Source organism: Glycomyces halotolerans, assembly GCF_054779575.1.
The window spans coordinates 46,005-60,664 of the sequence record NZ_BAAGXZ010000013.1 but is presented as its reverse complement, the minus strand read 5'-3'; the positions used below and the strand labels follow the sequence as shown (position 1 = coordinate 60,664).

The 14,660-nt window shown below is 69.4% G+C and carries 12 protein-coding genes and 1 tRNA gene; 6 read left to right on the top strand and 7 right to left on the bottom strand.

Annotated elements, in window-relative coordinates:
* Positions 1 to 10 precede the first annotated feature (10 nt).
* Positions 11 to 2,494, bottom strand: a complete 2,484-nt coding sequence (locus tag ACYVL2_RS12460) for a glycoside hydrolase family 3 protein (protein ID WP_460543714.1) — start codon at positions 2,492 to 2,494, stop codon at positions 11 to 13.
* A gap of 103 nt (positions 2,495 to 2,597) precedes the next feature.
* On the opposite strand from ACYVL2_RS12460, the gene ACYVL2_RS12455 reads away from it, so the two are divergent.
* The 3 genes from ACYVL2_RS12455 to ACYVL2_RS12445 all read left to right on the top strand — a co-directional run bounded on the left by ACYVL2_RS12455 (position 2,598) and on the right by ACYVL2_RS12445 (position 5,549).
* A complete protein-coding gene (locus ACYVL2_RS12455) occupies positions 2,598 to 3,455 on the top strand; it encodes a class I SAM-dependent methyltransferase (protein WP_460543712.1) in 858 nt (285 codons plus the stop codon).
* Between the two features lie 75 nt (positions 3,456 to 3,530).
* Entirely contained in the window at positions 3,531 to 4,343 is an 813-nt protein-coding gene (locus tag ACYVL2_RS12450) for a glutaminyl-peptide cyclotransferase (RefSeq protein ID WP_460543710.1), read from the top strand.
* A 45-nt stretch (positions 4,344 to 4,388) separates the two neighbouring features.
* On the top strand, positions 4,389 to 5,549 hold the full coding sequence (locus ACYVL2_RS12445) for a hypothetical protein (protein ID WP_460543708.1): 1,161 nt from the start codon (positions 4,389 to 4,391) through the stop codon (positions 5,547 to 5,549).
* Here the strand turns inward: ACYVL2_RS12445 and ACYVL2_RS12440 are convergent.
* Complete coding sequence (locus tag ACYVL2_RS12440) at positions 5,546 to 6,472, bottom strand: carbohydrate kinase family protein (RefSeq protein WP_460543706.1); 927 nt, start codon at positions 6,470 to 6,472, stop codon at positions 5,546 to 5,548. The genes ACYVL2_RS12445 and ACYVL2_RS12440 overlap by 4 nt on opposite strands.
* Before the next feature lie 119 nt (positions 6,473 to 6,591).
* Here ACYVL2_RS12440 and wrbA point away from each other — a divergent pair, with 119 nt between their 5' ends.
* Positions 6,592 to 7,206, top strand: coding sequence for an NADPH-dependent FMN reductase family protein (wrbA, locus tag ACYVL2_RS12435; protein ID WP_460543704.1), 615 nt, complete (start codon positions 6,592 to 6,594; stop codon positions 7,204 to 7,206).
* A gap of 52 nt (positions 7,207 to 7,258) precedes the next feature.
* Here the strand turns inward: wrbA and ACYVL2_RS12430 are convergent, their stop codons facing one another.
* A complete protein-coding gene (locus ACYVL2_RS12430) occupies positions 7,259 to 8,359 on the bottom strand; it encodes a hypothetical protein (RefSeq protein ID WP_460543702.1) in 1,101 nt (366 codons plus the stop codon).
* Between the two features lie 327 nt (positions 8,360 to 8,686).
* Between ACYVL2_RS12430 and ACYVL2_RS12425 the strand changes: the two genes are divergently transcribed.
* Positions 8,687 to 9,928, top strand: a complete 1,242-nt coding sequence (locus tag ACYVL2_RS12425; protein WP_460543700.1) for an ABC transporter substrate-binding protein — start codon at positions 8,687 to 8,689, stop codon at positions 9,926 to 9,928.
* Positions 9,929 to 10,074: 146 nt separating this feature from the next.
* Here the strand turns inward: ACYVL2_RS12425 and ACYVL2_RS12420 are convergent, their stop codons facing one another.
* From ACYVL2_RS12420 to ACYVL2_RS12405, 4 genes are read right to left on the bottom strand one after another with little or no spacing between them, the layout of a single operon-like run.
* Positions 10,075 to 10,923 carry an ABC transporter ATP-binding protein gene (locus tag ACYVL2_RS12420; protein ID WP_460543698.1) on the bottom strand — a complete coding sequence of 283 codons (849 nt, stop codon included), beginning with the start codon at positions 10,921 to 10,923 and terminating at the stop codon, positions 10,075 to 10,077.
* 11 nt (positions 10,924 to 10,934) lie between these two features.
* Positions 10,935 to 11,756 carry an ABC transporter ATP-binding protein gene (locus ACYVL2_RS12415; RefSeq protein WP_460543696.1) on the bottom strand — a complete coding sequence of 274 codons (822 nt, stop codon included), beginning with the start codon at positions 11,754 to 11,756 and terminating at the stop codon, positions 10,935 to 10,937.
* A gap of 37 nt (positions 11,757 to 11,793) precedes the next feature.
* Positions 11,794 to 12,837: a branched-chain amino acid ABC transporter permease gene (locus tag ACYVL2_RS12410; RefSeq protein WP_460543694.1), complete on the bottom strand. Its 1,044-nt coding sequence runs from the start codon at positions 12,835 to 12,837 to the stop codon at positions 11,794 to 11,796.
* A 14-nt stretch (positions 12,838 to 12,851) separates the two neighbouring features.
* A complete protein-coding gene (locus ACYVL2_RS12405) occupies positions 12,852 to 14,234 on the bottom strand; it encodes an ABC transporter permease subunit (protein ID WP_460543692.1) in 1,383 nt (460 codons plus the stop codon).
* 341 nt (positions 14,235 to 14,575) lie between these two features.
* Between ACYVL2_RS12405 and ACYVL2_RS12400 the strand changes: the two genes are divergently transcribed.
* Positions 14,576 to 14,649 (top strand) — tRNA-Ile (locus tag ACYVL2_RS12400).
* Positions 14,650 to 14,660 lie beyond the last annotated feature (11 nt).

Here is a 14,660-nt window from a genome sequence, read left to right as displayed (position 1 = left end):
CCGCCGATTCCTACGCCCGCTTCAAAGGCGCCGACAGCCGCAGGTCGCCGACCGACCGGCCCGCCCGCACCGTCCAAGTCCCCGGCACGGTCCGCCAGCCGGAAGCCGCCTCGTCCCAGAACTGGAGCGAACGCTCCTCCAGCTCGATCGCGACCTCCACCGTCTCCCCGGCCTCGGCCTCGATCGCCTGGAACCCGGCCAGCCGGTGCGCCTCGACGCCGCCGGGCACCTCCGCGCCCGCCTCCGGCGCCACATAGACCTGCACCACTTCCCGGCCGGTCCGCTCGCCGCTGTTGCGCACCCGGACCCGCACCGTGCCCCCGTCGACCGCCAGGTCCTCGTACGTCCACTCGGTGTACGACAGGCCGTGCCCGAACCAGAACGCCGGCTCCGGCGCGCCGCGCCGCTCCCACGCCCGGTAACCGATGAACACGCCCTCCTCGTACCGCAGCCGGCCCTCGCCGTCGGGCACCACATTGGTCACCGGCGCGTCGGCCAGCGTCTTCGGCCACGTCGTCGGGAGCCTGCCGCCCGGTTCGGCGCCCAGCAGGACCTCCGCCAGCGCGTTCCCGCCCTCTTGGCCGGGGAACCACGTCAGCAGGATCGCGGCCACCTCCTCGCGCCACGGCATCTCTACCGGCGAACCGGAGTTGACGACCACGACCGTGTTCGGGTTCACCTCGGCGACGGCCGTGACCAGCTCGTCCTGCCGGCCCGGCAGCCGCAGGTCAGACCGGTCCCAGCCCTCCGACTCGGTCAGCTCCGTGGTCGAGACGACCACCACCGCGACCTCCGAGCGGCGGGCCGCCTCCACCGCGTCGGCCAGCAGCGCGTCCTCATCGGGGCGCGGCGCCGCGTGCATGAGTCCGAACAGGACCGAAGGAGGGAACGCCGGCGGATATTCCAGCGGCCGGTACCGCACCAGCACCTCGACCGTCTGCCCCTCCTCCAGATACACCGTCCCGCGCTCGACCCCCGGCGCGAAGAACGCCTCCAGCGGGTCGCCCGTCTCCTCGGCGTTGACGCCCTCGAACACCGTCCTGCCGTCGACCACCAGCTCGATGTGCCCAGAGCCGCGTGTCCCGAACAGGTGCTCGCCGGTCTCGGTCGCCGTGTACGTGCCGTCGAGGACCGCGTGGTCGAACTCTTCGCTCGACATCCCGCCGGGCACGTACCCCATCCACTTGACGTCGCCGCCCGCCAGCGGCTCGCGCGCCCCTTCCGTGCCGTCCGAGGCGACCGGCCGCACCCACAGGTCGAAGCCCTCGGCGGCCGGCAGGATCTGCTCGAACAGGTCCACGCCCGGGAAATACGCGACCCGGTCGCCCAGGGCCGCACGCAGACCCTCCAGCGGCGACACCACGCGCTCGGGGAAGACCGTCGCCGAACCGCCGCCCAGCACCCGCGCCTTCGCGCCGGCCGGGCCGATGAGCGCCAGGCTCGAGACCACCCCGGCCGCCAGCGGCAGCAGCGGCGCCTCGTCCCCGTCGGGGACGTCGTTCTTCGCCAGCACGAACGAGCGCCGCGCGATCCGCCGGCACCACTCGACCGGATCCGCCGGGCCGGCAGGAGGATCGGTCACCGCCGCCTCGACTCCTTCGAGCGCGCCCACCCGCGCGGCCAGCGTCAGCAGCCGCCGCACCGCCGCGTCCACATCGTCCTCACTGGCGCGCCCGTCGCGGACCGCGGCCGCCAACTCGGGCCCGTACGGCGTGAACGGACCCGGCATCGCCAGATCCAGCCCCGCCTCGACGTCCCCGACCGTGTGCCGCGCCGCGCTCCAATCCGAGACGTTGAAACCGTCGAACCCGAACTCCTCGCGCAGCACCCGCATCAACTGCCGGTGCGCGGTCATCGTGTGGCCGTTCACCGAGTTGTACGCCGTCATCACCCCCCACGGCCGCGAGGACTCCGTGATCATCTCGAACGGCCGCAGGTACAGCTCCCTGAGCGCCCGCTCGCCGATGACGTTGTCGACGGTGAACCGGTCGGTCTCGGCGTCGTTGCCGACGTAATGCTTCATCGTCGTGCCGACCCCGCCCTCCTGGACCCCGGCCACATAGGCCGCCCCGATCCGCCCCGACAGGAACGGGTCCTCTGAGAACGCCTCGAAATGCCTGCCGCCCAACGGCGAACGATGCAGGTTCACCGTCGGCGCCAACAGCACGTGCACGTCCTTGCGGCGCGCCTCGGCCGCCAGCAGCAGCCCGATCCCGCGCACGAACTCCGGATCCCACGACGCCGCCTGCGCCGTCGGACTCGGCAGTGCCAGCGACGGGTCCGCGGCCGTCCAGAACCGGCCCCGAACCCCGATCGGACCGTCCGACAGCGTCATCGAACGCAGCCCCGCCTCGGGGACCGCCACCGTCCTCCACATGTCCAAGCCGGCCAGCAGCCGCGCCTTCGTATCCAGATCCAGCCGGCCGAGCGCGGACTCGACCGCCTCGCCGTAGCCGGGACGGTCACCCGGAATCACCAGTGGGGCGTCGCTCATCGAAAAACCTCTCTCAAAATCGGTGCGAGCACGCGTTGCAGACGAGTGCCCGTCCCAGCCTGCCACCGCGACCGGCGACTCGGGGACGACTAAGCTGTGCCCAATGATCTTCCCAGCGCTCGGCGCACTCGCCTGCCCCAACTGCGCCGAACCGCTCGAACAGACCGAACGCCGCCTCCACTGCCCGGCCGGACACTCCTTCGACCTCGCCAAAGGCCCCTACGCGCCCCTGCTCGCGCCCGGCTCCAACGCCACCACCGGCGACACCGCCGACCAAGTGGCCGCCCGCGAAGCCTTCCTCGACGCCGGACGCTACGACCCCCTCATCGACGCCGTCGCCGCCGCGGCCGCCACCGACGCCCCCGGCGTCATCGTCGAACCCGGCTGCGGCACCGGCCACTACCTCGCCGCCGCCCTCGACGCCCACCCCGGACGCGACGGCATCGGCCTCGACACCTCCAAATACGCCCTCAGACGCGCCGCCAAACGCCCACTGCGGCACACCGACCGGAGCCCGCGCCTCGCCGCCGTCCTCGCCGACGCCTGGACGCGCCTGCCCGTACGCGACAACGCCGCCGCCGCCGTCCTCAACGTCTTCGCCCCCCGGGGCGCCGACCAGATCGCCCGCATCCTCCACCCCGCAGGCGTCCTGGTCGTCCTCACCCCCCGCGAAGACCACCTGCGCGAGCTGGTCGACGCCCTCGAACTGCTCAACATCGACCCGCGCAAGCCCGAACGCACCGCCGACCAACTCGCCGCCGACTTCACTCCCGAACCCGCCGAACGCATCGACTACACCGTCGAACTCGACCGCGACGACGCCCTCCGCCTGGTCTCCATGGGCCCGAGCGCCCGCCACCGCGACCCGGCGACCCTGGCCGAAGCCGTCGACCGGCTCCCCACCCCGGTCCGCGCCACCGTCTCGGCGACCATCACCCGCTGGCGGCCCCGCGACCGCTGAATCGGCCGAACTCCGCCTCTTGTCCTCATTTGTCGCACCCAGTACCGTACTGAGAACAGTGGAACGCACCTGGAGATGAGTTCAGTGTTCAAGCAGCAACGGGCCGTGGCCGTCAGCGCCGCCGCGCTGGTCGCCCTCGTCGGATGCGGCACCGGCGACGCCGACGCCGACGTATCCACCGCCGAAGTCGACCCCGAAGCGGTCGAACGGCTCACCGTCGAAATCCTCGACAGCTTCGACCACGACCCCCAGGCGTTCACCCAAGGCCTCGAACTGCGCGACGGCGTCCTCTACGAGAGCACCGGGCTCTACGGCTCCTCCGACGTCCGCACCGTCGACCCCGCCACCGGCGAGGTCATCGCCTCCCAGACCCTGCCGGCCGAGCACTTCGCCGAGGGCCTCACCCTCACCGACGACGCGCTCTGGCAGATCACCTGGCAGAGCGGCGTCGCCTACCGCCGCGACATGCAGACCCTCGACGTGGTCGGCACCGTCGAATACGAAGGCGAAGGCTGGGGCCTGTGCCATGACGGACGGCGACTGGTCATGAGCGACGGAACGTCCACACTCACTTTCCGTGACCCCGCCACCTTCGAAACGACCGGCACCGTCGACGTCACTTTCGACGGCGCCCCCATATCGCAGATCAACGAACTCGAATGCGTCGACGGCGACGTGTGGGCCAACGTCTGGCAGACCGACGAGATCATCCGCATCGACCCCGAAACCGGCGAAGTCGGCGCGGTCGTCGACGCCGCCGGACTACTCACAGAGGAGCAGGCCGCCGCCGCCGACGTGCTCAACGGCATCGCCGCCGCCGAAACACCCGGCACCTTCTACATCACCGGAAAACTCTGGCCGCAATTGTTCCTCGTCGAATTCTCCTGACCGGCCCCGATTGCGCGACCAGTGCCGATGCGCCATGATGAGGCCATGGCCATCACCCCCCTGGACCGATTCCTGGAGTACAAGATGCACCTCTTGAAAGACTCCGGACAGCCGCGCCTCTTCACCGACTGGCGCCAAGACCTCATCACGGCCGCGCTCTCGGCGTGGTTCGTCGGCGGACTCGTCCTCGACGTCAACGCCAACGCCCGCGACTGGACCGAAGGCTTCTTCACCTGGTGGCACCTGGTGTTCTACACCGGGTTCGCCGCCACGGCCGCATGGACGGCGTTCCTGGCCGTCCGCGCCCACCGCGCCGACGGACGCACCGGCATCTCGGCCGTCCCGCACGGCTACGGGCCCGCCGCCGTCGGCATCCCCCTGTTCATCGCCGCCGCCCTCGCCGACCTGCTCTGGAACGCGCTCCTCGGCGCCGAGACCGGCCTCGACACCCTCTTCAGCCCCGTCCACCTCGCACTGGCCGTCGGCGCGGTCCTCATCGTCCTCGCCCCCTGGCTCTCGGCCCGGCGACGCGAGACCCTCGGCGTCGACCCCGAACCGATCTCCCCGTACCTGCGGTTCGCCGCGCCCGCGCTCGCACTCGGATACGCCTTCTCGGTCCTGGTGCTCCACCTCGGCTACCTCGTCGCCTTCGCGCACCTGCCGCTCGACGTGGCCAGGGCCCTCAGCGGCCCCGAGTTCGCCGCCCTGCCGGCGGCCGGCATCGTCTTCACCACCGTCCTGGTGCTGACCGTCGTCCTGCTCGCCACCGGCCGGTTCCACCTCCCGATCGGTTTCTTCACCGTCGCGTTCGCCTTCCCGGCGCTCATGGTCGCCGCCTACATCGGCTTCGAGCACCCCGCCTATGCGTGGCTGTTCCTCGCCTCCGGCGCCTGGACCGACTTCCTCACCTGGCTGGTCCGGCCCGACCTGCGCCGCCGCCGCGACCTGATCACCCTGGCCGCCGGCTGGGCCGTTCCGGTGTGGACCGCGTACATGATCACCACCGCCGGCGCCACCGGCATCTGGCCGACCGCCGAGATCGGCATCGGCGCCCCCGCCTTCGCCGCGCTCGTCGGCGCGGCCCTGATGCTCGTCGCCCAGCCCGACCGAGTCGACCTCGCCCCGCCGGCGCCGACCGAACCGTCACCGTTCGACGAGGTCATGGCCCGCGCCAAGGCCATGACCGTCAGAGGCCCGGGCGACTAGCGGAGCGCGGCGACGCTCTCGGCCAGCAGCGCCTCACCGATGAACTCCGAGTGCGTGCCGGCCTTGCGGCAGGCGAAGGCCCCGGCGATGCGGCCGGCGTCGACCGCCCCGTCGAGGTCGTCGCCGCGCCGCCGCGCCCACAAGAACCCCGATACGAACGCGTCGCCCGCGCCGTTGGAGTCCACCGGCCGCCACTCCTCCCATTCGGGAACGGCCTCGCTCAACTCCTCGACCGGGTCGATCGCGTCGAAGGCGTGGACGTCGCCGCCGCGCTCGGCGAACCAGCCGCCGTGCTCGCCGGCCGTGGCCACGACGATCGAGGCCCTGCCGTTGTCGAAGATCCACCGCATCGCCGCCTCCGGGTCGCCGAGCTTCGCGGCCGACAGGAACACCCAGTCGGCGCGCAGCGCGTACTCCCGGTGGTGCTCGGCGGTCCCGTCCCAGGCGTGCAGGTCCGTCGAGACCGGCACGCCGTCCTCCAGGTCGGCGAGCATCGACCGCGTCACGTTCGCGATCGAGAGATGCACATGCCGGGCCTGCGAGAGGTGCGGCCGGTAGAACGCGGCCGGCAACCGCAGCTGCGGGTCGTGCCGGAAGTCGTAGAACGAATAGCGGCGGCCCGCGTCGTCGACCAGGTTCACCGACCGCGAGGTGCCCCGCGGAGAGACCAGGTGCCGGAAGTCCAGGCCCTCGCGCTCATAGCGCCGCAGGATCATCGCGCCCTGGTCGTCGTCGCCGATGAAGTCGATGAACCTCGTCGCCAGCCCCAGGTGCAGGCAGCCGAGCGAGACGCCGTTGCCGGTGTGCGCCACGTAGTCTCGGATCGGCCCCACCGGCTGGTTGTCGCCCTCGCCGATCGCGATCTCGGGGACCCTGACGATCGTGTCGACGCCGACTCCGCCGGCCACCAGAACATCGAGCATGCGCTCACTCCTTCACGACGAACGTTCGGCGTCGGGAATAGGCGGCGAACCCCGACGCCAGGTCCGCAATTGTGCCAAGGTCGGTTCTTATACCGGGCAAGACCTGAAGGAGGAACAGCATGGTCAATCTGGCCGTCATCCACTACTCCCAGACCGGGAACGTCTACCAGATGGCCAAGGCCGCCGCGACGCGGGCCCAGGACCTCGGGGCCGAAGTCAGACTCAGCAAAGTCCCCGAGCTCGCGCCGCCGGAGGCCATCGCCGCCAACCCCGACTGGACCGCCCACGCCGAAGCCACCGCCGACCTGCCCGAAGCGACGATGGACGACCTCGAATGGGCCGACGCGGTCATGTGGGGCACCCCCACCCGCTACGGCGTCCCCTGCTCCCAGATCCGCCAGTTCGTCGACCAGACCGGAGGCCTGTGGGCCGAAGGCAAACTCATCGACAAGGTCATGTCCACCTTCGTCTCCACCCAGACCAGCCACGGCGGCCAGGAGACGACCATCGTGGCCATGAACAACACCTTCTACCACTGGGGCGCGGTCATCATCGGCACCGGCTACACCGACGCCGCCGTGTTCGAGCTCGAACTCGGCAACCCTTACGGCGCCAGCCACGTCGGCAACGCCGGCCCCGTCGGCGACAAGCAGCACCAGGCGATCGCCATCCAGACCCGGCGCGTCCTCTCGGTCGCCGCCCGCCTCAAAGGCGAACCGCCCCCCGGAGACTGAACGGCACCCGGCCCGGCGGCCGCCGCTCCCGCGACCGCCGGGCCGCGCCGTCTCACCGGACCGCGCGCACCGCCCCGCGACGCACCGCATACGCCAGCGTCGCCGCCCCCAACGCCGGCCCCCACACGTAGAACGGGAACACCCACACCAGCTCCGGGCGCCCGGCCTCGAACGCCAGCCGCACGAACGGCACCGCCGTGATCGTGAACAGATACGCCGCCACCGACGCCGGCACGATCGCCGCCCGCGGCGGCACCGGACGGCCCGCCAGTCCCGGCACCCAATACGGCCACCGCTCGCCCCAACGCCGCGTCAGACCGAGGCACAGCACCCCGCCGCCCAGCGCCGCGAAGCCCAGCAGCAGACCCCACAGCCGCATCCCCGGTTCGGCGTCCAGCTCCTCGGCGTCCATCAAGAACGGCCACGGCGTCAACCACGTCAACCGCGTCAAGCCGTACGGCAGCGCGCACGCGAACGCGACATACGAGGCCGTCTTCCCCCAACGCTCGGCCCGCTCCGGCGCCAGCCACGCCGGAGCGCTCGCCCCGTCGCGGCCGGCGAGCAGCATCCGCACCGCCAGCGCGGCCCAGCAGGCCCCGCCGATCGCCGACCACAACTCCGCCAACGGGAACAGACCCAAGTCCGCCACGCCCGAACCGAGTTCGGCGAGCAGATCCGACACCACCGCCGGACGCAACGGGCCGGCCGCCGCCAGTGCGACCACGATCCCGAGCACCGCCGCCCCGGCGATCGCCTTCGCGGTCCTGCCGCGCGCCAGCAGCACCGGCCCGGCCAACAGCGCCGGAGGCAGCACGAGGGCACACAGGTACCCGGCCATCGCGATCACCGAAGTCGTCGGAACGAGCATCCCGAACACGACCGCGTAAGCGGCGGCGACGGGCCACCGCCGGGGCCCCAGTCGCGGCGCTGCGAGCCCGGCCAGGCCCGCGGCGATCAAGAGCGCCGGCCCGACCCCCGACGGCACGAGTTCGTGCAGCGGAATCGTCGGCGAGTTCATCGGATCGGAGAACGGGCCGCGCTCGGCGGCGAGCAGCTGCCAGAGCCCGAGCGGCACGGCGGTCAGCGACCACAGGAAGGCCGCCCGGGCCGCCGGCGACCCGGCGGCGCGTTTCGATGTCACGGTTGCTTTCATGCCACCAGAGTCCGCCCGTCCGGGCGCCGCGGCCTCCCTCCCGGGAGCGGAGCCGCTCCCTCCGGCGGGGGAATCTCGTCGGCGCCCCGAAATGCCGCCATTCGCATCGAAGAGGACGATGCCGCAATGGCGTGAAAACGCGATCTTCTCCCAGTCGAAAAATTGCCGAAAACGTGCATCGAAAAGGTCACGGGGCCATCACAAACCGGACCGGGAGTGGTCACGGCACCTGGCAGGATCACTCCAGGTGCCATAGGTTGTAGTTCACATCACTCGAACCTCCGCTCCTACCTACGGACCCATCTCGAACACAACCTAGGAGAATTCATGTCTCGCTTTCCCCGAGCACTGCTCGCCGCAACCACCGCCGGTGTCACCGCACTGGCGCTTGCGGCCTGCGGATCCGGCGACGACTCAGAAAGCTCGTCCGACGGCGACGAATGCGGTATGAAAGTCGGCACGATCCTGCCCCAGACCGGGTCGCTCGCGTTCCTCGGCCCGCCGGAATTCGCCGGCGTGGATCTGGCCATCAAGGAGATCAACGACGCCGGGGGCGTGCTCGACCAGTGCGTCGAGGTGATCCATGAGGACTCCGGCGACACCACCACCGACATCGCCAGCCAGTCGGCCGACTCCCTCATCGCCCAGAACGTCAACGCCATCATCGGCTCGGCCTCCTCCGGCGTGTCGTTCCAGTTCATCGACAAGCTCTACGAAGAGGGCATCGTCCAGGTCTCGCCGGCGAACACCTCGCCCGACTTCACCACCTACGAGCGCGGCGACTACTACTTCCGCACCGCCCCCTCCGACGTCCTCCAGGGCCGCGTCCTCGCCGACGCGATCATCGCCGACGGCCACGAGCAGGTCGCCATCCTCGCCCTCCAGGACGCCTACGGCACCGGCCTGGCCGACGCGGTCGAGGAGAACATCGTCTCCTTCGGCGGCGAAGTGGTCATGAAGGAGATCTACGACCCGAACGCCACCGAGTTCTCCGCCGAGGTCTCGCAGCTGGCCGCCGCCGACGCCGACGCGGTCGTCCTCATCACCTTCAACGAGTTCACCAACCTCGCGCCCGAACTGGTCGAATCCAACCTCGGCCCGCAGGACCTCGGCTGGTACATGGTCGACGGCAACCTCGCCAACTACGGCGACCAGTTCCCCGAAGGCATGCTCGAGGGCACCAAGGGCACCTTCCCGGGCTCCGACCCGTCCGCCATCCAGGACAAGCTCCTCGAGATCGACCCCGATCTGACCGAGTTCACCTACGGCGGTGAGTCCTACGACGCGACGATGCTCGTCGCCCTGGCGGCCGTCGCCGGCGGGTCCTACGACTCCGAGACCATCAAGGACAACATGGTCGCGGTCAGCCGCGACGGCACCGAGTGCACCGCCTTCGCCGAATGCGTCGAGCTGCTCGACGCCGGTGAGGACATCGACTACCAGGGCCAGTCCGGTCCCATCGAGTTCTCGCCCGAAGGCGACGTCACCGCCGCCACCATCGGCATCTACCAGTACAAGGCCGACAACACCTACGAGAACATCGACTACCTGTTCCAGGAACTCGAGTAGTCCACCCGCAAGACCCCGACATCGGGGCGGCTCCGGCACGGGAGCCGCCCCGAACTCGTACCCGGCGCGGAACGCGCACGGCGAGAACACAGAGGACCGCCCCCGGACCCGTCACGGGCCCGGGGGCGGTCCGATCCTGCAGCCGGCTAACGCGCCTTGCCGAGCGTCCCCAGGTACAGTTCCACGACCTTCGGATCGTCGATCAGGCCCGCACCCGGGCCCGTGTAAGCGCTGCGACCCTGATCGAGCACATAGCCCCGGTCGCAGATCTGCAGGCAGCGGCGCGCGTTCTGCTCGACCATCACCACCGTGACCCCGGTCGAATTGATCTGCTTGGTGTTGAAGAAGACATCGTCCTGGAAGGCCGGCGACAGGCCCGCCGACGGCTCGTCCAGCAGCAGCACCGACGGCTCCATCATGAGCGCCCGGCTCATGGCCACCATCTGACGCTCACCGCCCGACAGCGAACCGGCCCGCTGACCGCGCCTGTCGGCCAGTACCGGGAACAGGTCCGCCACGAACTCGAACCGCTCCTTGAACCGGCCCGGACGCAGGAACACGCCCATCTCCAGGTTCTCCTGCACCGTCAACGTCGGGAACACGTTGTTCGACTGCGGCACGTACCCCACGCCCCGAGGCACCAGCTGATGCGCCTTCAAGTTCGTGATCTTCTCACCGCGCAGCAGCACCGAGCCCGAACTGATCTTCACCAGTCCGAAAATCGCCTTCAGCAGCGTCGACTTGCCGGCCCCGTTGGGGCCGATGATGCCGACCAGTTCGCCCTCGTTCGCGTACAGATCCGTGCCGTTCAGAATCGACACGCCGGGGATGTACCCCGCCACGACCTCATCGGCCCGCAGCAGCGCCTCTCCCGCCGCCGCGACATGCCCCTGGCGGGAACACACCTCGGTCGACGAATCCGACACCTCCGCCGGCGGCACACCCGTCGGCGCGACCCCCTCGCCGGAGGTCTCGTTCAAACCCTCGTCAGCCATCGTCCGTCCCCTCAGTGCTCGGCGCCATCGTGATGCGCACCCAGATACGCGTCGATCACGCGCTGATCGGCCGAGATCTGGTCCGGCGTGCCCTCGGTGATCACCTGGCCGAACGCCATGACCACCACCCAGTCGGCGATCTCATGGACCATGTCCATGTCGTGCTCCACGAACAGCACCGTCATCCCCTCCTCACGAAGGTTCTTGATGTGCTCGAGCAGCGTCTGCTTCAACGCGGGGTTCACCCCCGCCATCGGCTCGTCGAGCATCACCATCCGCGGCTCCAGCATCAACGCCCGCGCCATCTCCAGCAGCTTGCGCTGACCGCCCGAGAGCTCACCGGCGAAGTCGTCCCGCTTGTCGAGCAGGTTGAATCGCTCCAGCAGCTCCAGAGCGCGCTCGCGGTTGGCGGCCTCCTGCCGCTTCCACAGGCCCGGAATGAGACCGGCCCACATCCGCTCGCCGATCTGACCGGTCGCGCCGATGAGCATGTTGTCCAGCACCGTCATCCGCGTCAGCGCCTTCGTCAACTGGAAGGTCCGCACCATGCCCGTCCGGGCCACCTGATACGAACGCAGCCGTCTCGCGCTGCGGCCGTTGAACGACCACGACCCCTTGCTCGGCCGGTCGAAACCGGTCAGCAGATTGAACAGCGTGGTCTTGCCGGCGCCGTTCGGGCCGATCAACGCCGTGATCGTGCCGCGCTGCACCTCCAGATGCTCGACATCGACCGCCACCAGGCCGCCGAAGGCACGCCTGATGCCGGAGGCCGTCAGAATCGGATCCGGCTTCGCCGCACCGGGCTCGGCCGCGACGCCGGACAGGGCCTCCACGGCCGCGTCCCGCGCCTCGCGTCCTCGCAGCTCTCGGCTATCGGACATCGAGCATCAGCTCCCTTCTATTGCCGAGAATGCCCTGCGGACGGAAGATGAGCAACAGGACCATCCCCAGACCGATCAGGAAGAACACCAGCGGACCGACCTGCGTCGAGCTCAACACGCTGCTCGGAATGATCTCGGCCCGGATCCCCTGGCTCAACGTCTGCGACATCAGGTTGTAGAAGCCCCAGAACAGCGCCGCGCCCAGAATCGGACCGAACAGCCGCGCCGCGCCGCCCAGGATCAGCACCACGTAGAAGTAGAACGTGAAGTCCGTACTGAACGTGTCCGGCTGCACGTTCGCGCGGCTCAACGCGAAGACGAACCCCGCGCACGCTCCGATGATGCCGCCGATGACCAGTGCCTGCATCTTGTAGGCGAAGACGTTCTTGCCGAGACTGCGCACGGCCTCCTCGTCCTCGCGGATGCCCTTGAGCACCCGGCCCCACGGGCTGTGGACCAGCAGGCCCACCACCACCAAGAAGACCAGGACCAGGCCCCAGCCGACCGTCATCACCCACAGGTCGCGGCTCGAGTACTGCAGGTCCACCACACCGAAGTCGACGATCAGGCGACCCGACTCCATGGAGATGAACCCGAGCTCCCAATTCGCCTGCGGATCGTAGGGGCTCATCGCGAAGAACGGCTCGCTGAATCCGCGCATGCCGTCCGAACCGCCCGTGTACTCGGCCCACACCGTCGCCCGCGCCAACCGGCGCACGATCTCGGCGGCGGCGATCGTCACGATCGCCAGATAGTCGGCCCGCAGCCGCAGCGTCGGAATGCCCAGCAGCAGCGCCATGACCACCGCGGCGGCCAGACCGATCACCACGCCCCACCAGAAGCTGAACCCGAACGCCACCACCGCCAGTGCCAGGCCGTACGCGCCCATGGCCGCGAACGCGGCCTGACCGAAGTTCAGCAGCCCGGTGTAACCGAACTGCACGTTCAAACCGATCGCCGCGATCGCGTAGATGAGCATCGTCGGACCGATGGCCTGCGTCAGAGCCTGGCTGAGAATAAAGTGCCAATCCATTGCGTCTCCTAACCTCAGCCGATCCGCTCGCGACGACCCAGGATGCCCTGAGGCCGGGTCAGCATGATGACGATGAGCACGACCAACGCACCGACGTACTTCAACTCGGCCGCGACCACCAGCGTCGACATCTGCACGAACACGCCGATGATCATGGCCCCCAGGAACGCCCCGAAAGCCGTCCCCAGACCGCCCAGGACCACCGCCGCGAACACCAGCAGCAGCAGATGCTGACCCATGTCGAACTTGACGCCGTCATTGACCGACAGGAACACCCCGGCCAAAGCCGCCAGCGACCCGCCGATCGTCCACACCAGGCGGATCACCTTGCCGGTGTCGATGCCGGTCGACGCCGCCAGCGACGGATTGTCCGCCACCGCCCGCGTCGCCTTGCCCAGACGCGTGAACACCAGAGCGAAACCCACCGCCGAGCACACCAGCGCGGCGATCAGTCCCGTGTAGACCTCCTTCGGAGTGATGACCAGCCAACCCAGATCCCAGGGCTCCTGGCCGACGTAGTCGGTGTAGCGCTCGCGCTCGCCGCCGATGAAGAACAGCGTCGCGAAGCGGATGAGCAGGGCCATGCCGATCGAGATGATCATCATCGAGACCAGGCCGGTGCCGCGGTTGCGCAGCCGGCTCCACAGGCCCCAGTCCTGGAGCCAACCGAACGCCGCGCCGGCGGCGACGGCGCCGATCACGGCGATCCAGACCGGCAGGCCGAGGGCCACGTTGAACATGAGCGCCATGACGCCGCCGAAGGTGACCAGGTCGCCGTGGGAGAAGTTCGTCAGCCCGGTGGTCCCGAAGACCATCGACAGGCCGACCGCGGCCAGCGCGATCATGAGGCCGAAATGCAGGCCGCTGAACAGCAGGCTGACGGCGCGGGTGGCGCCGCCGGCCCCTTCGATCTCGGGGGATATCTCCTCTTCGGCGTCGTCGCCGCCGATGGTCTCCTCGTCGTCGGCGGACCCGTCCGAGGTGGCGTCCTCACCGGGCTCCTCGGACTCCTCGGGGACGGCGTCGGGGTCGAGCCGGGTGTCGAGCGGGAACAGCACGGTCCGGTTGTTGTTGCGGACCTGCACTTCCAGTTCGGGGCGACCGTTGCGGACCAGCAGCCCGTCGGGGAGGGTCGACTCGTCGAGCGTGACGATGTAGGTGCCGGGTTCCTCAAGGGGTATGGTCCAGGTGCCGTCGTCGCCGCTCGTGGCGGTGCCGACTTCGGTGCCGGAGGCGTCGACCACGGCGATCTCGACCCCGGCTATCAGGTTGTCCTCCTGATCTTTCAGGGTGCCGTTGACACCTATCTCTTCCTGAGCTTGGGCGGTGCTGCTCACCCCCAGTCCCAGAACCAGGCCGGCCAACGCGGCCGACAGCATCAGTACTGCTCGTCTCAATGGGCCCCCTCGGAGGTTTCGGGCATCGGGGCGTGCGAGTGCAACGTTCGAGAAACACGCGATGATGCGAGTGACACGGATAATAGGGAGACCGGGGCCACGGCTCCATGTGTCGTTATGGAACCGTTGTGAATGTGGCTCAGATGTTATCGGCCAAACAGGGAAAAACGGTTGCGCAATCCCATACCACCGTTGCCGGGTTGTCAACAACCGGTGAACAAGCCGCGACACTTCCAGGCCCCGGCCGGTGCGGTCGCAGGACCCGATCGGTGTCCCGCAGTGCACGTTCGCGGACCCTCTGATCACGCAAAAACCCGAAGTGTGAGAGGATATTCGGCGCCGGGGCAGTAGCTCAGCTGGTTAGAGCGGTCGGCTCATAACTGATTGGTCGCGGGTTCAAGTCCTGCCTGCCCCACGGCCGAGGCC